Consider the following 21,972-nt stretch of genomic DNA (forward strand, 5'->3'; position numbering starts at 1 on the left):
ACCATGACCACTCTCACTACACCGGTAGCAGTCGATCAAAGTCTGCTGTATCCGTCCCCGTATAAAGAATTCTGGCAAGCATTCTCGAAAAACAAAGGTGCCGTCGCCGGCCTGATGTTCATGCTGCTGGTGATTTTCTGCGCGATCTTCGCCCCATGGGTCGCACCGCATAACCCAAGCGAGCAGTACCGCGACTTCCTGCTGACCCCGCCGTCCTGGCTGGAAGGCGGGCAAATCCAGTTCCTGCTCGGCACAGATGAACTGGGTCGCGACCTGCTGTCGCGGCTGATCAACGGTTCGCGCCTGTCCTTGCTGATCGGTTTGTCGTCGGTGGTGATGTCGCTGATTCCGGGCATCCTGTTGGGTCTGTTCGCCGGGTTCTTCCCGCGCGTGCTCGGCCCGACCATCATGCGTCTGATGGACATCATGCTGGCCCTGCCGTCCCTGCTGCTGGCCGTGGCGATTGTCGCCATCCTCGGCCCTGGCCTGATCAACACCATTATTGCCATCGCCGTGGTTTCGTTGCCGTCCTATGTTCGTCTGACCCGCGCCGCGGTGATGGGCGAATTGAACCGCGACTACGTGACCGCCGCACGCCTGGCCGGTGCCGGTCTGCCACGCCTGATGTTCGTGACCGTGCTGCCCAACTGCATGGCGCCGCTGATCGTGCAGGCCACCTTGAGTTTCTCCTCGGCAATTCTCGATGCCGCGGCACTGGGCTTCCTCGGCCTTGGCGTACAACCGCCAACGCCTGAGTGGGGCACCATGCTGGCTTCGGCTCGTGACTACATCGAACGTGCCTGGTGGGTGGTGAGCTTGCCTGGTTTGACCATTTTGCTCAGCGTGCTGGCAATCAACTTGATGGGCGACGGCCTGCGCGATGCGCTGGACCCGAAACTCAAGAACGCCGCCTGAGGAGATTCAAATGTCACTGTTAGAAATCAAGAATCTCAACGTTCGCTTCGGCGACGCCAACGCCGTTCCGGTGGTCGACGGTCTCGACATTACCGTGGACAAGGGCGAAGTGCTGGCTATCGTTGGCGAATCGGGTTCCGGCAAGTCCGTGACCATGATGGCGCTGATGGGCCTGATCGAGCATCCGGGGATCGTCACCGCCGATGCCCTGAATTTCGACGGCAAGAACATGCTCAAGCTCAGCAACCGTCAGCGTCGGCAAATCGTCGGCAAAGACCTGGCCATGGTTTTCCAGGACCCGATGACCGCGCTGAACCCGAGCTACACCGTCGGTTTCCAGATCGAAGAAGTGCTGCGCCTGCACCTGAAAATGTCCCGCAAGGACGCCCGCAAGCGTGCCATCGAACTGCTGGAAAAAGTGGAAATCCCGGGCGCCGCCAGCCGTATGGACGCCTATCCGCATCAACTCTCCGGCGGCATGAGCCAGCGTGTTGCAATCGCCATGGCGATTGCCGGCGAACCGAAACTGCTGATCGCCGACGAACCGACCACCGCGCTGGACGTAACGATTCAGGCGCAGATCATGGACCTGCTGCTGGCCTTGCAAAAAGAGCAGAACATGGGCCTGGTGCTGATCACCCACGACCTCGCGGTCGTGGCCGAAACCGCCCAGCGCGTGTGCGTGATGTACGCCGGCCAAGCGGTTGAAGTCGGTCAGGTGCCACAACTGTTCGACATTCCGGCGCACCCGTACAGCGAAGCACTGCTCAAGGCGATTCCGGAACACAGCCTGGGCGCCGCGCGCCTGTCGACATTGCCGGGCATCGTTCCCGGTCGTTACGACCGCCCGCAAGGCTGCCTGCTGTCGCCACGCTGCCCGTACGTGCAAGACAACTGCCGCACCCAGCGTCCGGCCCTTGACCAGAAAAGCAACAGCCTCGCCCGCTGCTTCTACCCGCTGAATCAGGAGGTGGCGTAATGGCCGTCGTACTAACCGCCCGCAACCTGACCCGTCACTACGAAGTGTCCCGTGGCCTGTTCAAGGGTCATGCGACCGTGCGCGCCCTCAACGGTGTGTCGTTCGAACTGGAAGCCGGCAAGACCCTCGCCGTTGTGGGCGAATCGGGTTGTGGCAAATCCACCTTGGCCCGGGCCCTGACGCTGATTGAAGAACCGTCCTCCGGCTCCTTGAAAATCGCCGGGCAGGAAGTCGCGGGTGCCGACAAGGCTCAGCGCAAGCAACTGCGCAAAGATGTGCAGATGGTGTTCCAGAGCCCGTACGCGTCGCTGAACCCACGACAGAAAGTCGGTGATCAGCTCGCCGAACCGCTGCTGATCAACACCAACCTGAGCGCCTCGGAACGTCGCGAGAAAGTCCAGGCGATGATGAAACAGGTGGGCTTGCGGCCTGAGCATTACCAGCGCTACCCGCACATGTTCTCCGGCGGTCAGCGTCAGCGGATTGCCCTGGCCCGCGCGATGATGCTGCAACCGAAAGTGCTGGTCGCGGATGAACCGACCTCGGCGCTGGACGTATCGATTCAGGCGCAGGTACTGAACCTGTTCATGGATTTGCAGCAAGAGTTCAACACCGCCTACGTGTTCATCTCCCACAACCTGGCGGTGGTGCGCCACGTCGCCGATCACGTGATGGTGATGTACCTCGGCCGTCCGGTGGAAATGGGCCCGAAAGAGGACATCTACACTCGCCCTCTGCACCCCTACACCCAGGCGCTGTTGTCGGCCACTCCGACCATCCACCCGGACCCGGACAAGCCGAAAATCAAGATCGTCGGCGAACTGCCAAACCCGCTGAACCCGCCGTCCGGCTGCGCTTTCCATAAGCGCTGCCCGTATGCGACCGAGCGCTGCACCACAGAAGAACCGCTCCTGCGCCTGGTCGACACCCGTCAGGTGGCTTGCCACTACGCCGAGCAATTCCTCGACGGCGCGGCGTAAAAACGGCCTGAAAAAAATGAGAGCGAGCTTGCTCGCGAAGTCGGTGTTTCAGTCACCATCTCTGTCGACTGACAGATTGCTTTCGCGAGCAAGCCCGCTCCCACAGGGACCGAGTTGACCAGACCCCTTCCGCCAGATTGCGTATCAGTCCGGCGAGGGGTTTTCTTTTGTCCGTCATTTACGTTTGCGTGTCTTCCTCATCCTCTTCCTCATCGGCGTCTGGATCATCATCGCCTGATTCGGTCGCAGCGATCATCTGCTCGCTGTGCACGCCTTGCCCGTTCAAGGCCTGTGTTTCGTGGTTCTCACATTCCGCCCACGCCACCGCCGATGTGCCAAGGGACAGCAGCACCAAAACCTTAAGCAACAACACAATGCGTTGGTAAATACTCATAGTCGATTCCATCCTTTGTGGGGTGAAGCACGGATGCCTGACAGGTAATGAATGAAATTTAGTTCCGATTGACCGGGTTCTCCAGAGAGGACGCTACCGGGTAGCAGAAAATGCCGCTGGCGGGGAGATTTGTTTGGAATAGGGGTTATATCCAAACCCACTAACAACAATGGTCCAATGTGGGAGCGGGCTTGCTCGCGAAAGGGCCCTTTCATTCAACATTGATGTCGACTGACCCGACGCTTTCGCGAGCAAGTCGGATCGCCGCACCGCCGCTCCCACAGTTGACCGAGGCGACACAAAAAAGCCCCGAGGCTTACGCATCGGGGCTTTGGTGTTACGACTCAGCGCTTAATGATGCTCACGCGTCGCACGGAATTTCACATCCGGCCAACGCTCTTCCATCAGAGCCAAGTTAACCCGCGTCGGAGCCAGGTAGGTCAGGTGACCACCGCCGTCGACCGCAAGGTTTTCCACGGCCTTGACCCGGAACTCCTCGAACTTCTTCTTATCGTCGCAATCAATCCAGCGCGCGGAATAAACAGTGATCGGCTCATACGAGCACTCGACCTTGTATTCCTCTTTCAAACGGCTGGCGACCACGTCGAACTGCAGCACACCGACGGCACCCAGGATGATGTCGTTGCTGCGCTCGGGGAAGAACACCTGAGTGGCGCCTTCTTCGGCCAGTTGCTGCAGGCCCTGACGCAGTTGCTTGGATTTCAGCGGATCACGCAGACGCACGCGACGGAACAGTTCCGGGGCGAAGTGCGGGATGCCGGTGAAGCCCAGGACTTCGCCTTCGGTGAAGGTGTCGCCGATCTGGATGGTGCCGTGGTTGTGCAAGCCGATGATGTCGCCGGCAAACGCTTCTTCCAGTTGCTCACGCTCGGAGGAGAAGAAGGTCAGCGCATCGCCGATCCGTACGTCTTTGCCGGTACGCACGTGGCGCATTTTCATGCCTTTTTCGTACTTGCCAGAGCAGATACGCATGAAGGCGATGCGGTCGCGGTGTTTCGGGTCCATGTTCGCCTGGATCTTGAACACGAAGCCGGCGAACTTCTCTTCAACCGGCTCCACGGTGCGCTCATTGGCGACACGGGCCAGCGGTTTCGGCGCCCAGTTGACCACGGCGTCGAGCACGTGATCGACACCGAAGTTGCCCAATGCAGTACCGAAGAATACCGGCGTCAGTTGGCCGTCGAGGAATTCCTGTTGATTGAATTCGTGACAGGCGCCCTGCACCAGTTCCAGCTGATCGACGAAGCGATCGTATTCGTCGCCCAAGTGCGCACGGGCTTCATCGGAGTCGAGCTTCTCGATGATTTTCACATCGGTGCGTTCGTGGCCGTGGCCAGCGGTGTAAACGATGATGTAGTCGTCGGCGAGGTGATACACGCCCTTGAAGTCGCGGTAGCAGCCGATCGGCCAGGTGATCGGCGCCGCCTTGATCTTCAGGACCGCTTCGATTTCGTCGAGCAGTTCAATCGGGTCGCGAATGTCACGGTCGAGTTTGTTGATGAAGCTGACGATCGGCGTGTCACGCAGACGGCAGACGTCCATCAGCGCGATGGTCCGAGGCTCTACACCCTTACCGCCGTCGAGAACCATCAATGCCGAGTCCACCGCTGTCAGGGTGCGGTAGGTATCTTCGGAGAAGTCTTCGTGGCCCGGGGTGTCGAGCAGGTTGATCATGTGATCGCGATACGGGAACTGCATGACCGACGTGGTAATGGAAATACCCCGTTGTTTTTCCATTTCCATCCAGTCGGAGGTGGCATGGCGGTCGGATTTTCGAGATTTCACCGTGCCCGCAATCGCAATCGCCTTGCCCATCAGCAAGAGCTTCTCGGTGATGGTGGTTTTACCGGCATCGGGGTGGGAAATAATGGCGAAAGTGCGGCGTTTCGCGACTTCGGCGGCCTGTTTGGTCATGGGAAATCGCCTGGCAGGTGATTCAAAAAAGGGCGGCGAGTATAGCTCAAAACGACATCTACGGACCACCGTCCGTAGGGCTTCCCGAACACCGCATCCCTGTAGGAGCTGCCGAAGGCTGCGATCTTTTGATCTTGTTTTTTCAAGACCACCGAAGATCAAGATCAAAAGATCGCAGCCTTCGGCAGCTCCTACGCGGTGGCTAAATGCTGTTAATTATGGAACCTTTTAAAAGGTGGAGGCGTCCACTCCCCTGTTACGACCCGTCGTCAGGGGCTGAAAAATCAGCAAGTTAGTCTGACGAGGCTGCGCTTATGGCTCGATTTCATGCCGTTTACCGGCACTGATAGAGCTGCTTCTCGCGAACGTTGTTTTCCCGGCAGCCAGGAATGGCATTGCCACACGGGACTGCGTTTGCCGACAAAGAAAAAAGGAGTCCGCCTGTGGCTATTCGCTATGGCAAAGGGCTGATAGGAGGTGCGGTTGTCGTCGCCCTTCTGGCCCTGCTGGTCCACTGGATTGGCATCAACACGATCGAACAGTACCGCGACGATTTGTTGTTTTACCTGCAAGCTCATCTGATTCTCGTCCTCGTTTCCATGCTGGCCGCCCTTGTAGTGGGCATACCCGCCGGTATCTTCCTCAGCCGCCCGACCATGGTTGGCCGCGCCGAACGCTTCATGCAGATCTTCAACATCGGCAACACCGTGCCGCCACTCGCCGTACTGGCCATCGCCCTGGGGATTCTCGGCATCGGCAGTGGCCCGGCGATCTTCGCCTTGTTCCTCGCCTCACTGTTGCCGATTGTGCGCAACACCTATGAAGGCCTGAAAAACGTTCAGGGATCACTCAAGGAAGCGGCCGTCGGCATCGGCATGACACCGACTCAGGTGCTATGGCGGGTCGAACTGCCGAACGCCGTGCCGATCATCATCGGTGGTGTGCGCGTGGCACTGGCGATCAACGTCGGTACGGCACCGCTGGCGTTCCTGATTGGCGCCAACAGCCTGGGCAGCCTGATTTTCCCCGGCATCGCCCTGAACAATCAGCCGCAACTGCTGCTAGGCGCGGCCTGCACCGCCCTGCTGGCCTTGCTGCTCGACGGACTGGTGACACTCGCCAGCCGCCTCTGGCTCGAACGCGGCTTGCGCCCGTCTTAAGCCTCGGCAAAGGAATCAACATGAAAAAAATAAGCTTAATACTAGGCTGCGCCCTGCTGTTCGCAGGATTTGCCCAAGCCGCTGAAAAACCCGTTATCCGCATCGGCGCCCGGGTGTTCACCGAACAAACCCTGCTGGCGGAAATCACTTCCCAATACCTGCGCGCCAAGGGTTACGACACCCAGGTGACCGGCGGTCTGGGCAGCAACCTGGCTCGCAGCGCCCACGAAAGTGGCCAGCTGGATTTGATGTGGGAATACACCGGCGTGTCGCTGGTGGCTTACAACCACGTCACCGACAAGCTCGACAGCGCTCAGTCCTACGCCCGGGTGAAAGAACTCGACGCGAAAAAAGGCCTGGTCTGGCTCACCCCGTCGAAATTCAGCAATACCTACGCCCTGGCACTGCCGGAAAACACCGCAAAAGCGTATCCGCAGATCAACACCATCAGCGAGCTGAACACAGTGCTGCAGGCTGAGGTGAAGACCAATCACCTCGTCGCCCTGGACACCGAGTTCGCCAACCGTTCCGACGGTCTGGACGGCATGGTCGACCTCTACGGCATGAACCTGACCCGCAAAAACATCCGGCAGATGGATGCTGGTTTGGTCTACACCGCCCTGCGCAATGGTCAGGTGTTCGCCGGTCTGGTCTACACCACCGACGGTCGTTTGAACGCCTTCAAGCTGAAGCTGCTGGAAGACGACAAGCACTACTTCCCGGACTACACCGCCGCGCCGGTGGTGCGTCAGGTTTACCTCGACGCCCACCCGAAACTCGCCGAAGAGCTCAAGCCGCTGGCCGAACTGTTCGACGACGCCACCATGCGTCAGCTCAACGCGCGGGTCGATGTCGATCACGAAAGCCCTTCATCCGTTGCCGCCGATTTCCTGCGCCAACATCCATTGAACTAAGGAGGAAAAGACATGGAATTTCTCAACGCCTTTTCCCATCTCGATTGGCCGCAGGTTTTACACCTGACCTGGCAGCACATCACCCTGGTTGGCATCGCCGTGACCCTGGCGATTGTGGTCGGCGTGCCATTGGGCATCCTGATGACCCGCTTCCCGACACTGGCCGGCCCGTTGCAAGCCAGCGCTACGGTGTTGCTGACCGTGCCATCGATTGCGCTGTTCGGCCTGCTGCTGCCGTTCTATTCCAAATTCGGCCAGGGCCTCGGCCCGATGCCGGCGATCACCGCAGTGTTTCTGTACTCCCTGCTGCCGATCATGCGTAACACCTATTTGGCCCTGACCGGCGTGGAGCCTGGCATTCGCGAAGCAGCGCGCGGTATTGGCATGACCTTCGGCCAGCGCCTGCGCATGGTCGAACTGCCGATTGCCGTGCCGGTGATCCTCGCCGGCGTGCGCACCGCCGTGGTGATGAACATCGGTGTGATGACCATCGCCGCGACCATCGGCGCCGGTGGCCTCGGTGTACTCATTCTCGCTTCCATCAGCCGCAGCGACATGTCGATGCTGATCGTCGGCGCCGTGCTGGTCAGTCTCCTGGCCATCTTCGCCGACCTGCTTCTGCAATGGCTGCAACGCACGCTGACTCCAAAAGGACTCCTGAAATGATCGAACTTCAAAACCTCAGCAAGACCTTCCAAAGCAACGGCAAAGATGTGAAAGCCGTGGACTCGGTGAGCCTGACCGTCAATGAAGGCGAAATCTGTGTGTTCCTCGGGCCATCGGGTTGCGGTAAAAGCACCACGCTGAAGATGATCAACCGCCTGATCAAGCCAACCTCGGGCAAGATCCTGATCAACGGCGAAGACACCACCGACCTCGACGCCGTCACCCTGCGTCGCAACATCGGTTATGTGATCCAGCAGATCGGTCTGTTCCCGAACATGACCATCGAGGAAAACATCACCATCGTTCCGCGCCTGCTGGGCTGGGACAAACAGAAATGCCACGACCGCGCCCGCGAGTTGATGAGCATGATCAAGCTCGAACCCAAGCAGTATCTGACTCGCTACCCGCGTGAGTTGTCCGGTGGCCAGCAGCAGCGGATCGGCGTGATTCGCGCGCTGGCAGCGGATGCGCCGCTGTTGTTGATGGACGAACCATTCGGCGCGGTCGACCCGATCAACCGCGAGATGATTCAGAACGAGTTCTTCGAGATGCAACGGGCTTTGAACAAGACCGTGATCATGGTCAGCCACGACATCGATGAAGCCATCAAGCTCGGCGACAAGATCGCGATTTTCCGCGCGGGCAAACTGCTGCAGATCGACCATCCGGATACACTGCTCGCGCACCCGGCGGATGACTTTGTCAGCAACTTCGTCGGCCAGGACAGCACCCTCAAGCGTCTGCTGCTGGTGAAAGCCGAAGACGCGGCCGACAACGCGCCATCGGTGAGCCCGGAAACGCCAGTGGCCGAAGCGCTGGAGTTGATGGACGAACTGGACCGTCGCTACGTGGTGGTCACCTGTGCCGAGAACAAGGCCTTGGGCTACGTGCGCCGTCGCGACCTGCACCGTCAGACCGGCACCTGCGCGCAATACCTGCGCGAGTTCAACGCCACCGCGGCGTACGACGAGCATTTGCGCATCCTGCTATCGCGCATGTACGAGTTCAACCGCTCGTGGCTGCCGGTGATGGATGCCGAGCGGGTGTTCCTGGGGGAAGTGACTCAGGAATCGATTGCCGAGTATCTGAGCTCCGGTAAGTCTCGTGGGGGTAAGACCAGTATTGTTTCGCCAGCGGAAGCTGCGTTGGCCTGATCCCTTTCTACTGATCGTTCCCACGCTCCGCGTGGGAATGCATCCAGAGACGCTCTGCGTCTCAACGGCTGGACGCAGAGCGTCCCGGGCGGCATTCCCACGCGGAGCGTGGGAACGATCAGGCAATGCAAATCCCTCCAAAATCCCTCATTCGGGGAACATCACACTGTCATGCAGGTCGGTTACATCAGTAGCTGTCCGGGACCGCACGACGGAAGCGTGCAAAAACGCGACATTTTTTGTTGATCTCAAGCTCCTCACGCCCTAAAGTTCGCGCCGAACGTCCATGCTGGAAACGATCCATCCGGCTCAAGTACTGACGACGAGACAGCAAGGCCAAGGGAAAGCACCGCCTCCCATGGCCTTTTTGCTTTCGGCGACATGCCTTGGGAAGTAGGCGAACCAAAGTGGGGATACGGAGGGCGTTCATTTGCACCCATTGATAATTTCAGTTTGCCAGTAGGAGTTCCCAGCATGTCGATCAACGTCGAAGACTATTTCGCGCGCGATACCTTCCAGAAAATGAAGGCCTTCGCCGACAAACAAGAAACCCCGTTCGTGGTGATCGACACCGCGATGATCAGCCAGGCCTACGACGACCTGCGCGCCGGTTTCGAATTCGCCAAGGTCTACTACGCAGTCAAGGCCAACCCGGCCGTTGAAATCATCGACCTGCTCAAAGAGAAAGGCTCGAACTTCGACATCGCCTCGATCTACGAGCTCGACAAAGTGATGAACCAGGGCGTCGGCCCGGATCGCATCAGCTACGGCAACACCATCAAGAAATCCAAAGACATTCGCTACTTCTACGACAAGGGCGTGCGTCTGTACGCCACCGACTCCGAAGCTGACCTGCGCAACATCGCCAAGGCAGCTCCAGGCTCGAAAGTCTACGTGCGCATCCTGACTGAAGGCTCGACCACCGCTGACTGGCCACTGTCGCGTAAATTCGGCTGCCAGACCGACATGGCCATGGACCTGCTGATCCTCGCTCGTGACCTGGGCCTGGTGCCGTACGGCATCTCGTTCCACGTCGGTTCGCAGCAGCGCGACATCAGCGTCTGGGACGCGGCGATCGCCAAGGTCAAAGTGATCTTCGAACGCCTGAAAGAAGAAGACGGTATCCACCTGAAGCTGATCAACATGGGCGGCGGTTTCCCGGCCAACTACATCACCCGCACCAACAGCCTTGAAACCTACGCTGAAGAAATCATCCGCTTCCTCAAGGAAGACTTCGGCGACGAGTTGCCTGAAATCATCCTGGAGCCGGGCCGTTCGCTGATCGCCAACGCCGGCATTCTGGTCAGTGAAGTAGTGCTGGTGGCGCGTAAATCCCGTACCGCCGTCGAGCGCTGGGTGTACACGGATGTGGGCAAATTCTCTGGCCTGATCGAAACCATGGACGAAGCCATCAAGTTCCCGATCTGGACCGAGAAGAAAGGCGAGATGGAAGAAGTGGTCATCGCCGGTCCAACCTGCGACAGCGCCGACATCATGTACGAAAACTACAAGTACGGCCTGCCGCTGAACCTGGCGATCGGTGACCGTTTGTACTGGTTGTCGACCGGTGCGTACACCACCAGCTACAGCGCTGTTGAGTTCAATGGCTTCCCGCCGCTGAAGTCATTTTACGTGTAATAAGCATCCAATCAAAAAAAGGCCCATGAAAACATGGGCTTTTTTTATTTACGAAGCCATACCTCAAAGTGGTTCATCAGCGCCACACACTCACTAGCGCCCTCCAGGGTGGCGGCCAGCTTGAAGTTTAACTCCCCGAGTCTAGACGCCCCCTTTGCCTGGAGGAGTTCGTTGCACACACCATCGATACGTTGATAAAGCTCCTCAATGAACAACCCCATCTGCGAGTTCACGGCAGCGAACCCACTGAATAGCGCTGCGATATCCGCCTTATATTCTGCAGCCTTGACTGAAGGGTCCCTCGAAGAGTAATTGAAGTCCCAGACCGGAGTAGTCGCAGGCTCGCCGAACAACTCCTGTGCAACCGTTGGCTCTATATGGCAATTACAGGACCGATGATCCATGGCACTGCGGAATACCGACTTCAGCCCAAACGACTCCTCATACACTTCTACGACCGTATATTTCAATTGTCGTACCACGGCTCTTAGCTCATAGAATCGAAGCGCCAACTCATGAATCAAATCCGGTACATTCGTTGGCGGAAATAACTTCCAGATCGGGGATCTGGATAGACTGTACTGCCTGAAATCCACCTGACCAATGGGTTCGTTCCTGGAGGTTTTCCCGGTTATTTCCAAAGACTCCCCAGTGAACGTTTCGAGATCTTCAAAATAGGCTCCGCATAGAAGCAGGGCTTCTCCAGTACGCCCCCAAAACTCTTGTAGATATCGCTCATTGAATCTGGCATTTTCCAGGCGCGAGTCCCTGGACAGAACCGCAAGTTGATGTCCGTTTTTTCTACGGCGCTCAAACACAAGCGGTATTCCGTTGAATGTCGGATGTAACGAGCCGAGAAAAGTGACGTATCGATCTAAAACGCGCCGTTGCGCTGACGTAAACTCATAGGCAAGTGAATTCATACTTTATATTTGAGGGGGCGGGCATGTGACCAGCCCCCTCAACCCCTAATTATTGATAAATAGGTTTCAAGTATTTAATAACATCTACGATTTTGGCAATCGCATTATCCGCTCGCACCTCGACGGACAGCGAAGCATCTTGCCTAAACTCACGAGAAAACTTTTCAATGTCACCAATCAGATTCGAAAACTCATTCACGTATTTCGAACGACCGTCATCCAACTCATTTAATGCCTTGACCAGATTAATTTTCCCATCAATGCAGACAATATCCTTAGCGTACTTTTGCGACTGTACTCGCAAATCACCTGCCTTCTCCTTGAGTCGGTTATATGCGGCCAACATATTGAGAAAAGAAATAGCCTCACCAATACCCGAGATCATTTTTTTAAGCATATCAATAGCCAATAACGCGACTTCAACCTGCGGTGGCGCCAAGCCTAGCGTTTTCAAACTTTCAAGCGACAACTGAGCCTCTTCGCCGATTTTTTCGACTCCAGCTTTTGCGATCAAGTCGATCGCTTCGGACACCGACTTCATCTGCTCGCTCAGTTCTGTCAGCTTTTCATCGGTTTTACTCTTGAGGTCTTCCGCGAATGTGCGATCCTGCGTGAGAGTAACAATCCATTCTTCCGAAGCCCCCCTGTCATATGGGGTGCTAACACCCTTATGCATACTTTTTAAATCTTCAGTATGTGCGGAGACTTTATTGGACAGATTCTTGAGCTCCACCTCCATGTCCTCACGAACCTCGTCCGCATCGTCTGGATAAACCAGTTCTGCCTGGTAGCCTTTCAGCTTTTTCTCGGCACGCTCCAGATAAAGAGTGAGTGACTGAGCCTGAATGCGCAGATCAAATGTTGCCTTGTTGATAGCGAGCGCCAGATTATTCATTGCACCAACGGTACCCGGCAAGTAATCGAATTGCTCGAAAAGCATTTGCGCAGAGGTATTCGATCCTTGTACCGCAGCATTATGGCCGCGCAGATTTGCCACATTAAAAGTTGGAAAATCCAAATTATAATTTAACGAACGCATAGCCATTCCACCCCAAAAAGTCAAACGATTGCTCTCATAATCTTTCTCAGCCTCTGCAAACACGCTGAGCAACTGATCCGAACTTACTTTTATCTGTTCCCAAGGTTCCACGATACTGAGCATCTGATTTTTGAATCGTCTCAAGGAGGTTGCTTCCTCCAGCATATCGACGTCTTTTATAGAACCCTCAATGTAGGTACTCAATGCATTCCATACCAGCATAATATTTTGAGTCGCTACTTCAGCTTCAATCGCTACGTAACTCAGGTTTTGGAGATCATCACGCACTTTGTTCAAGGAACTCAGTGTCTGGCTTTTGCTGGCCATCAAATGATTGGCGGCTTTTTGTAACTCTTTAAGCTTATTACGCTGACTGCGTATCTGTTCAGCTTTGACACCCTGATAGATGCCGAGAATTAACCCGCCAATATTAAGGGTTGCTGCAGCTTTGATCGCTTCCTGAACCAGCTGATCATATTGTTTATTAAGGTCATCAATCTCTTTCGAACGCTGGTCAATTTCACCTTGAAGAACCTTAATATCTGCCTGATATGTATTCCTCGAAACAAACTCCAGCCGCAACTTAATTTCCGGTAGCACTTGCGCACGCATATCAGTGCCAAAACTGTCCAGCTCGGCTCGCACCCGCTCGGCTTTCTGATGACATTGCTTGACCTTGGACAGCAGGTCATTGAGATAGGCTTTGATATCCGGAACATCTTCCGGAGACAGCTCAAGATCGGGAAGACCTGGAATCTGTAGTTTCAGTTTCAGATATTCTTCCGGCGTATTGATATTGTGCTCTTCCAGGTATTTCGATGCCTTGAGGTCCTCATACACATCTACAATTCCGTTACCTGTCCTGATAATGCTGCCGGCAAAAATCTTCAGGTCGGTGCCTGTCAGCATTATTTGCTCGCGCAATGGTGACCAGCGCTTGGCATGATCATAGGTCATGGTGAATGTACGTAGAAAGTCACCGGCGGTCAGCCCCACGCCGCCCTGATCACCCGAGCCGTAATTCAAGTATGCAATTACATCTTGTAGCCGAACAGGAAGAGACAGCCCCAAAGTTTCATATTTCTTCAGACTGATAATCTGATCCTTGGTTAACTGTATCCCCGTTCCGCGATTATATTCTTCACCCTCACCCAGCGATGCACTCACAAATACCCGGGGTGCTTTTGCGGCGGCTTCGACCACCTTGTTATCCACCTTCAATTCCATCAGAGACTCCTTGTCTTTTTCAAATCTTAAGAAAAATTAATTCAACAACAATACTGAATAGCCGCTTCCGGCGACACTTACTAATATTGCGACAACAACCTTAAGGCGATACGACACAGATCAACAAGTCTTTAAATATTAAAATTCAAGACAGCAGATATTAAAACCTATTAGTCAGAGCAGAGTTCAGACCCAACAAATATCACGCACACCCACTTTTACAGTACGACATTTTTAATATGGAAATTTTACTATTAGGTTCTGTACGAAATCAGATGAAACTCATTTGAACCCAGCAATCGTCGGGACTCAGTAAAGTCCGCGTCCATCAAAGGCAGGAGCCCACGATGGCCAAACGTTACGAACTTCCCGACGCAGCCTGGGATTTGGTTGCAGACATTTTCAGTGAACCCCGCCGGAACGGACGCCCACGAGCAGATGATCGGCTGATGCTCAACGGCGTGCTCTGGGTGCTCTGCTCGGGCGCTGCCTGGCGCGACATGCCCGAGCGCTTCGGCCCATGGTCGACGGTGTATCAGCGCTTTCGTGACTGGCGCAATCGCGGGACATTCGACCAGATGCTTAAGCGGCTTCACATTAGATTGAACGAGCAAGGGTTAATTGATCTGGAGACCTGGATGATCGATTCCACGGCGGTACGCGCAACCCGGGCCTCTTCTGGTGCTGGGAAAAAAGGGGGCCTGAAGAACCGCAAGACCATGCCCTCGGACGAAGCCGGGGCGGCCTGACGACGAAGATTCACATGCTGTGCGATGCCAATGGCGTACCGCTGAACTTTCTACTGTCCGGCGGGCAAGCTAGCGACATTGCCTATGCACAGCCGCTGCTGGATAACGCTTACATCCCAAGTTCGCGAGGGCGCCCTCGCAAGCGCTGCCGATGGTTGCTGGCCGACAAAGGCTACGACGCCGAAGCGTTGCGGCGCTACTGCGACCGCTATCGGATGCAGCCGGTTATCCCGCTGCGCACGATGAAGCGCAAACCCAAGCCAGGATTACCTAGACTGTTTGATCGCCCCAAATACCGACAGCGCAACATTATTGAGCGCATGTTCGGCTGGCTAAAGGAGAACCGCCGCATCGTCACGCGCTTCGACAAGCTCGCGAAAAGTTATGCGGCGATGGTCTCACTGGCTTGCGCCATGCGGTGTTTGAGACAGTATTTTTCGTACAGTGCCTAGGTGATCACTGACAGGAATATTGAACCCGTTACAATGCGACCCATTGAGATAATCGCTGTTGATAAACTTCAGCCATCCCACGAATCTGTGGATGATTTGCGCTTGACAATGCTTCAACGCTCACCCGCAAAAAATTTACGTTTCCTCCGGCCAGTGCCTTGTGCAGCCAACCCAGCGCCTCGTCGATCTTGCCTTCATCCGCCAACACCGCTGCATAACTGAACTGCCCACGAAAATCCCCGCCGACCGCCGAGCGTCGATACCAGTCACGGGCTGCTTGCGGATCTGCCGGGCAAACCCGGCCTTCTTCCAGATAACGCCCCAGCAGGTTCATCGACTTCGCGTGGCCCAATTCAGCTGCTTGCCGATACAGATTCAGCGCTTGCACCTGATCCCCGATCACTCCACGACCAGTAGCCAGCAGATTGGCGTAGTTGTACATCGCCCAATCCAGTCCGGCTTTTGCGGCAACACGATAATGCCCCGCAGCTATCGAAGCATCGGCGGTGCAACCCCAGCCATGTTCATGACAACGGCCGAGCATGTTGCGCGCCATCAAGTGTCCGCCTTGGGCGGCGATCTCGAACCAGCGCAGCGCCAGCGGCTGATCCTGAGCGATGCCACGGCCGTCGAGCAGGATCTGCCCGAGCAACGCCTGAGCATCGAGCACGCCTTCACGGGCGGCGATCAGGATCGCCTGAGCCGCTCGCGCCGGGCTTTCTTCGAGCATCGACTTGAGGCGGTCGCCGTCGAGGATTTCCTCGCGGTGCAACCGAAAGTCCGTCACTTACACCTCGACCCAGCGACGCAACAGGTTGTGGTAGGTGCCGGTCAGGCGGATCAATGAAGGATGGTCGGGCATGTCCTGGGTCAACTGTTGAATCGCCCCATCCATCTCGAACAGCAAGGCGCGCTGGCTGTCTTCACGTACCAGGCTTTGCGTCCAGAAAAAAGAGGCGTAACGGGTGCCGCGAGTGACGGCGTTGACCTTATGCAGGCTGGTGCCGGGATACAGGACCATGTCGCCTGCCGGCAATTTCACGCGCTGGGTGCCGAAGGTGTCCTGGATTTCCAGTTCGCCGCCGTCGTAGTCCTCCGGTTCACTGAAGAACAGCGTCGCCGACAAATCGGTGCGCACCCGCTCGATGCTGCCCTTGGGCTGACGCACGGCGTTGTCGATGTGGAAGTCGAAACTGCCACCAGCCGTGTAGCAGTTCAGTAACGGAGGGAAGACCTTGTGCGGTAACGCCGCCGACATGAACTGTGGATTTTTCCACAACCGCTCGAGCATCGCCGCACCGATTTCCTTGGCCAACGGATGCCCTTCCGGCAGTTGCAGATTGTGCTTGGCCTTGGCCGACTGGTAACCGGCGGTGATTTTGCCATCGGCCCAATCCGCCTGCGTCAGGGCCTCGCGAATACGCTGCACTTCTTCTTTCGCGAACACGCCGGGAATGTGCAGCAACATGGAAAGACACCTGAAGGCAAAGGGGCGCTAATGGTATTGATTCTTATTGCCCGTGTAAAACCCGCGTGACGAATGAAACGGCAAAAACCGTAAAGGTAAATTGTAAAGAATGTAAATTTGTCGCGAATAGCAACGTTTCGCAATTGATACAAATACGTATTTACTCTACATTCCGCGGCCTCAAATCCTTGGGGAGGGGAATTCACATGTCACGCCAACAACCACAATCAACGGTCAGTTCACCACGCTTGCTCGCGTCTGCAATTGGCGTGGCGATCACCGCCGGCTCTGCGGGTCACATGGTTTTCGCGGCCGAGAAGACCGACGAAAAAGCACCGAACAATGCGATTTCCCTGGACGCGACCAGCGTTGTGGGCGAGCAGAACGACACCTCCTACAAGACCGATACTTCGGCCTCCAAGAAGTACACCGCGCCACTGCGCGAGACGCCGAAAAGCGTCACCGTGATTCCGCAACAAGTGATTCGCGACACCGGCGCTACCAGTCTGGTCGACGCCCTGCGCACCACCCCGGGGATCACCTTTGGTGCCGGCGAAGGCGGCAACCCGGCCGGCGATCGTCCGATCATTCGCGGCTTCAACGCCGAAAGCGACACGTTCGTCGACGGCATGCGCGACCCTGCGTCCCAGAGCCGCGAAATCTTCAACGTTGAATCGATCGAAGTCAGCAAGGGCCCGGGTTCAGCCTTCACCGGCGCCGGCTCCACCGGTGGCAGCCTGAACCTGGTGAGCAAGACCCCCAAGCTGGGCAATTCCTACAACGGCGGCTTCACTTGGGGCTCGGATCAAACCCAGCGCACCACCCTTGATCTGAACCAGCAGATGACCGACACCTCGGCCTTACGCTTGAACCTGATGAAGCACGAAGCTAACGTCGCCGGCCGTGATACCGTGGATGTCAGTCGCTGGGGTGTGGCGCCGTCCTTCGCCTTCGGCCTGGGCACCGATACCCGCTTGACCGTCGGCTACTACCACGTCGAGACCGACGACATGCCCGACTACGGCATCCCGTTGACGTTGAGCCCCAACCGCAGCAAGCACAACGTCGACAAGCCGGCCAACGTTGACCGCGACAACTTCTACGGCCTCACCGGTCGCGACTTTCGCCAGACCACCAATGACAGCGGCACCCTCAAGATCGAACACGATCTGAATGAAGACCTGACCGTATCGAACAGCTTCCGCATGTCCCGTTCGACCCTGGACTACATCGTCACCAACCCGGACGACAGCAAGGGCAACGTGGTCAATGGCAACGTGTACCGGGGTGCGAAGAGCCGTAACTCGACGTCCAGCGGCTGGATCAACCAGACCGACCTGAGCGCCAGGTTCAACACCGGCGCCATCGAGCACAGTCTGGTGACCGGTCTGGAGTTTTCCCACCAGGACACCCACAACCGTCCGTACCTCCTGACCTCCAGCGCCAGCGCCAGCGGCACGCGATGCAACAGCGCCCTGTTCACTTCCGGCGACTGCACCAGCCTGTACAACCCGACGCCAGGGGATAACTGGAACGGCAGGATCACCGACAGCAAAGCCTTCACCGATACCAACGTCAAGACCGCCGCGGCCTACGTGTTCGACACCCTGAAGTTCAACGAGCAATGGTCCCTGAACCTGGGCCTGCGTTATGACAACTACCAGGTCGAATCCAGTGGCTTCGCCAACGCCAGCAGCACAGCGCCAGCGGGCAGTTTCTCCCGTGAGAACACCAGCGACCTGGTGAACTACCAGATCGGCGTGGTCTACAACCCGTTGCCTAACGGCAGCATTTACGCGGCCTACTCGACCTCCAGCAACCCGGCCGGCGAAACCAGCGGCAACGGTGGCCTGGAACTGGCAGCGAACAACAGCCGTCTGGATCCGGAAAAGAACCGCAACTACGAAATCGGCACCAAGTGGGACTTCTTCGGTGACGATCTGTCGCTGACCGCCGCGCTGTTCCGCACCGAGAAAACCAACGCGCGGATCAACGATCCGGACGGCGGCACCACGCAAGTATTGGACGGCGAACAGCAGGTCAATGGCCTGGAACTGAGCTACGCCGGCAAGCTGACCCGTAACTGGAGAGTCTTCGGCGGCTACACCTACATGGACAGCGAAGTGGTCAAAACCACCCTCGCCGCCGATGAAGGCAACCACATGCCAAGCACGCCACAGAACAACTTCACGTTCTGGTCGACCTACGACCTGGTGCCGGACAAGTTGACCGTCGGTGCCGGTGCGACCTACGTCGATTCCCAGTTCGGCAACGTCGCCAACTCGGTGGAGATCCCGTCTTACTGGCGTTACGACGCGATGGCCAGCTACCGCCTGACCAAGAACGTCGACCTGCAACTCAACGTGCAGAACCTGACCGACGAGCGTTACTTCGATCAGATACTCCAGAACCACTACGCCCATGTGGCGGCGGGCCGTACCGCCCTGCTGAGTGCCAACTTCCACTTCTGATAACAGAAACATGAAGGCCAAAAGCCCAATGCCAGTCAGTTAAACGAGAATCCCTGTGGGAGCGGGCTTGCCCGCGAAAGCAGTGTATGGAGCGACATCAAAGGTGACTGTACCGCCGTCTTCGCGGGCAAGTCGGATCGCCGCACCGCCGCTCCCACAAGTTCCGCGGCGTAACTGACTGGCATTAGGCCAAAGCCCCGTTCATCGAAGTGAACGGGGCTTTTGTGTGTAAAAAAGAATGCTTCTCGACAACTCACGGCATAATGCGCGCCGTGATGATGACTTTTGAACGAACAAGGCGAGCGACGTGTTGAAGAAATCCCTGTTCCAGTTGCACTGGTTTTTCGGCATCAGCGCCGGACTGGTCCTGGCCCTGATGGGCATCACCGGGGCGGCGGTATCGTTCCAGGATGAAATCCTGCGGGCGTTGAACCCCTCTGTGCTGCACGTCGAAAAGCAGATTGCCGGTGTACTGCCACCTGCCGAGCTGGTAGAAAAAATCGAAGGCGCTTCGGGCAAGAAAGTCTCGATGCTCTGGGTCGAGACCGACAGCGGCAACGCCGCGCGGGTGATCTTCACGGCGCCACCCGGTGAACGTCGCGGGCCGATGCGTTACTTCGACCCGTACACCGGCGAGTTCATGGGCGACGTCACCGGCCAGGATTTCTTTGGCCTGATGCTGCAACTGCACCGGGTCCTGGCCATGGGCGATATCGGCCGGCAGATCACCGGCGCCTGTACCCTGATTCTGGTGTTCTTCTGCCTGTCCGGCCTGTACTTGCGTTGGCCACGTCAGTGGAAAAGCTGGCGCGCCTGGCTGACCCTGGACTGGAATAAAAAGGGTCGCAGCTTCAACTGGGATTTGCACTCAGTGGCCGGCACCTGGTGCCTGGTGTTCTATCTTTTGGCAGCGCTGACCGGGCTATCCTGGTCGTACGAGTGGTACAACAAAGGCCTGACCCGGCTGCTTTCCGATTCGCCGCAGAACGAGCGGGTGCGCAGTGGTCGCGGTCCTGCGCCAAGCGGCCCGGCCCCGACTGCCGATTACGCTGCGATATGGAGCAGCATCTACAGCGCCGCCGGCCCTGGGCTTGCGTCCTACAACGTGCGTATGCCGCCCGTGGCCGGGCAACCGGCAACGGTGTTCTACCTGCTGAGGAACTCCCCCCACGACCAGGCACGGAACCAGCTCACTCTCGATCCGGCGACCGGCATCGTCAGCCGTCATGACCGCTACAGCGACAAGAGCCTCAAGGCGCAGCTGCTGACCAGTATCTATGCGCTGCACGTTGGCAGTTATTTCGGGATGATCGGGCGGATTATCCTGACCATCGCCGCGCTGACCATGCCGCTGTTTTTCATCACTGGCTGGTTGCTGTACCTGGACCGTCGACGCAAGAAACGCCAGATCAAGGACGCCCGCAAAGGCCTCGCACAACCGGGCGGTGATGCACCGGCATGGCTGATCGGCTTCGCCAGTCAGAGCGGGTTTGCCGAACAGCTCGCCTGGCAGACCGCCGGACAATTGCAGGCCGCCGGGTTGCCGGTGAAGGTTCAACCGTTGGCCAATGTCAGCGAACAGGACCTGCAGGATTCCAGCAACGCGCTGTTTGTGGTCAGCACCTTCGGCGACGGTGAAGCGCCGGACAGCGCCCGAGGATTCGAACGCAAAGTGCTGGGTCGGGCGTTGAGCTTCGACAGCCTTAACTATGCCGTGCTCGGTCTCGGTGACCGCCAGTATCAACACTTCTGCGGCTTCGCCCGCCGCTTGCACACCTGGCTGGGTGAGCACGGCGGCAAGACCTTGTTCGCCCCGGTGGAGGTCGACAGCGGCGACCCCTACGCCCTGCGTCACTGGCAACAGCAACTCGGCCTGCTGACGGGCCAGGCGCCGGTGGATACCTGGCAAGCGCCGAGCTACGACAACTGGACCCTGACCCGCCGCGAATTGATGAACCCGGACAGCAGCGGTTCGCCCGTGTATTTGCTTGGCCTCAGCGCCCCCACTACCAGCAGTTGGCTGGCCGGGGATCTGGTGGAAGTGCTGCCGCGCAATTGTCCGTGGGCCATCGAGCATTTCCTCGACGGCCTGGGGATCGACGGTCGGGCCACGGTGGAGTTCGATGGCCTGTCGCAAACGCTGGAACAAGCCCTGGCCAGCCGCCAACTGCCCGAGAACCGCGCGCATCTGGTCGGTCTGCATGCACAAGCGCTGGCAGACGCCTTGGTGCCGTTGGCCATGCGCGAATACTCCATCGCCTCGATCGCCGCCGACGGTGTGCTGGAGTTGATCGTGCGTCAGGAATTGCATGCCGACGGCAGCCTGGGCGTCGGTTCCGGCTGGTTGACCGAACACGCTCCCGTGGGCAGCAGCATCAGCCTGCGGGTACGACGCAACAGTGGTTTCCATCTACCGAACGAACCAGTGCCGATGATTCTGCTGGGCAACGGCACCGGGCTGGCCGGGTTGCGCAGTTTGCTCAAGGCGCGGATTGCCGACGGGCAGCAGCGTCACTGGCTGCTGTTCGGTGAGCGTCATCGCGAGCACGACTACCTGTGCCGCGCGGAACTGGAAGAGTGGTTGATCAACGGTGATCTGACGCGACTGGATCTGGCGTTCTCGCGAGATCAGCCAGAGAAGATCTATGTGCAGGATCGCTTGCGCGAATCTGCCAACGAGTTGAAAAAATGGCTGGCCGATGGCGCTGTGATTTACATCTGCGGCAGTTTGCAGGGGATGGCTTCAGGGGTGGATCACGCGCTCAACGAATTGCTCGGCATTGAAGAAGTCGACCGCCTGATCGAACAAGGCCGCTACCGCCGCGACGTCTACTGACACCGCACCATTAAATGTGGGAGCGACCTGTGGCGAGGGGGCTTGCCCCCGTTGGGCTGCGAAGCGGCCCCA

The 21,972-nt window shown here is 57.4% G+C and carries 17 protein-coding genes; 11 read left to right on the forward strand and 6 right to left on the reverse strand.

The genetic code is table 11. The features are described from left to right. Positions 1 to 3 precede the first annotated feature (3 nt). Genes ACQKPC_RS04980 through ACQKPC_RS04990 form a run of 3 tightly spaced genes read left to right on the forward strand, consistent with a single transcriptional unit; the run spans position 4 to position 2,874 of the window. A complete protein-coding gene (locus ACQKPC_RS04980) occupies positions 4 to 915 on the forward strand; it encodes an ABC transporter permease subunit (RefSeq protein ID WP_427623388.1) in 912 nt (303 codons plus the stop codon). Between the two features lie 10 nt (positions 916 to 925). Continuing rightward, entirely contained in the window at positions 926 to 1,894 is a 969-nt protein-coding gene (locus ACQKPC_RS04985; RefSeq protein WP_218398663.1) for an ABC transporter ATP-binding protein, read from the forward strand. After that, complete coding sequence (locus ACQKPC_RS04990; RefSeq protein WP_427623390.1) at positions 1,894 to 2,874, forward strand: peptide ABC transporter ATP-binding protein; 981 nt, start codon at positions 1,894 to 1,896, stop codon at positions 2,872 to 2,874. Before ACQKPC_RS04985 ends, ACQKPC_RS04990 begins: the two co-directional genes overlap by 1 nt. A gap of 178 nt (positions 2,875 to 3,052) precedes the next feature. Here the strand turns inward: ACQKPC_RS04990 and ACQKPC_RS04995 are convergent, their stop codons facing one another. After that, positions 3,053 to 3,268 carry a hypothetical protein gene (locus ACQKPC_RS04995; protein ID WP_123498924.1) on the reverse strand — a complete coding sequence of 72 codons (216 nt, stop codon included), beginning with the start codon at positions 3,266 to 3,268 and terminating at the stop codon, positions 3,053 to 3,055. Between the two features lie 351 nt (positions 3,269 to 3,619). Beyond that, positions 3,620 to 5,203 (reverse strand): peptide chain release factor 3, encoded by a 1,584-nt coding sequence (locus ACQKPC_RS05000; RefSeq protein WP_007900384.1) that lies wholly within the window; start codon positions 5,201 to 5,203, stop codon positions 3,620 to 3,622. Positions 5,204 to 5,646: 443 nt separating this feature from the next. On the opposite strand from ACQKPC_RS05000, the gene ACQKPC_RS05005 reads away from it, so the two are divergent. The 5 genes from ACQKPC_RS05005 (at position 5,647) to ACQKPC_RS05025 (ending at position 10,735) form a co-directional block, all read left to right on the forward strand. Beyond that, on the forward strand, positions 5,647 to 6,363 hold the full coding sequence (locus ACQKPC_RS05005) for an ABC transporter permease (protein ID WP_007900385.1): 717 nt from the start codon (positions 5,647 to 5,649) through the stop codon (positions 6,361 to 6,363). Positions 6,364 to 6,383: 20 nt separating this feature from the next. Continuing rightward, positions 6,384 to 7,277 (forward strand): glycine betaine ABC transporter substrate-binding protein, encoded by an 894-nt coding sequence (locus tag ACQKPC_RS05010; RefSeq protein WP_427623392.1) that lies wholly within the window; start codon positions 6,384 to 6,386, stop codon positions 7,275 to 7,277. A 12-nt stretch (positions 7,278 to 7,289) separates the two neighbouring features. Next, entirely contained in the window at positions 7,290 to 7,943 is a 654-nt protein-coding gene (locus tag ACQKPC_RS05015; RefSeq protein WP_063341568.1) for an ABC transporter permease, read from the forward strand. Next, the gene (locus tag ACQKPC_RS05020; RefSeq protein ID WP_427623394.1) at positions 7,940 to 9,097 is read left to right on the forward strand and encodes a betaine/proline/choline family ABC transporter ATP-binding protein; all 1,158 of its coding nucleotides are present in this window, start codon (positions 7,940 to 7,942) and stop codon (positions 9,095 to 9,097) included. Before ACQKPC_RS05015 ends, ACQKPC_RS05020 begins: the two co-directional genes overlap by 4 nt. Positions 9,098 to 9,571: 474 nt before the next feature. Next, positions 9,572 to 10,735, forward strand: a complete 1,164-nt coding sequence (locus ACQKPC_RS05025) for a type III PLP-dependent enzyme (RefSeq protein ID WP_008067252.1) — start codon at positions 9,572 to 9,574, stop codon at positions 10,733 to 10,735. A gap of 44 nt (positions 10,736 to 10,779) precedes the next feature. On the opposite strand, the gene ACQKPC_RS05030 is transcribed toward ACQKPC_RS05025, so the two are convergent. Then, positions 10,780 to 11,658, reverse strand: a complete 879-nt coding sequence (locus ACQKPC_RS05030) for a hypothetical protein (protein ID WP_427623395.1) — start codon at positions 11,656 to 11,658, stop codon at positions 10,780 to 10,782. Between the two features lie 49 nt (positions 11,659 to 11,707). Beyond that, positions 11,708 to 13,924, reverse strand: a complete 2,217-nt coding sequence (locus ACQKPC_RS05035; protein ID WP_427623396.1) for an alpha-xenorhabdolysin family binary toxin subunit A — start codon at positions 13,922 to 13,924, stop codon at positions 11,708 to 11,710. A gap of 347 nt (positions 13,925 to 14,271) precedes the next feature. Between ACQKPC_RS05035 and ACQKPC_RS05040 the strand changes: the two genes are divergently transcribed. Further along, a protein-coding gene (locus ACQKPC_RS05040; protein ID WP_123498784.1) for an IS5 family transposase occupies positions 14,272 to 15,125 on the forward strand; the annotation gives its coding sequence in 2 pieces (ribosomal slippage) (positions 14,272 to 14,613 and positions 14,616 to 15,125; 852 coding nt in all). A 28-nt stretch (positions 15,126 to 15,153) separates the two neighbouring features. Here the strand turns inward: ACQKPC_RS05040 and ACQKPC_RS05045 are convergent. Beyond that, the gene (locus ACQKPC_RS05045; RefSeq protein ID WP_427623423.1) at positions 15,154 to 15,855 is read right to left on the reverse strand and encodes a tetratricopeptide repeat protein; all 702 of its coding nucleotides are present in this window, start codon (positions 15,853 to 15,855) and stop codon (positions 15,154 to 15,156) included. A gap of 57 nt (positions 15,856 to 15,912) precedes the next feature. Next, the gene (locus tag ACQKPC_RS05050) at positions 15,913 to 16,593 is read right to left on the reverse strand and encodes a Fe2+-dependent dioxygenase (RefSeq protein ID WP_123721297.1); all 681 of its coding nucleotides are present in this window, start codon (positions 16,591 to 16,593) and stop codon (positions 15,913 to 15,915) included. 206 nt (positions 16,594 to 16,799) lie between these two features. Here ACQKPC_RS05050 and ACQKPC_RS05055 point away from each other — a divergent pair, with 206 nt between their 5' ends. Beyond that, entirely contained in the window at positions 16,800 to 19,064 is a 2,265-nt protein-coding gene (locus ACQKPC_RS05055) for a TonB-dependent receptor (RefSeq protein ID WP_427623398.1), read from the forward strand. A gap of 307 nt (positions 19,065 to 19,371) precedes the next feature. Further along, positions 19,372 to 21,900 (forward strand): PepSY domain-containing protein, encoded by a 2,529-nt coding sequence (locus ACQKPC_RS05060; RefSeq protein WP_427623400.1) that lies wholly within the window; start codon positions 19,372 to 19,374, stop codon positions 21,898 to 21,900. Positions 21,901 to 21,972: the final 72 nt, after the last annotated feature.

Source organism: Pseudomonas sp. NPDC089918, assembly GCF_050280605.1.
Classification (GTDB): Bacteria; Pseudomonadota; Gammaproteobacteria; order Pseudomonadales; family Pseudomonadaceae; genus Aquipseudomonas.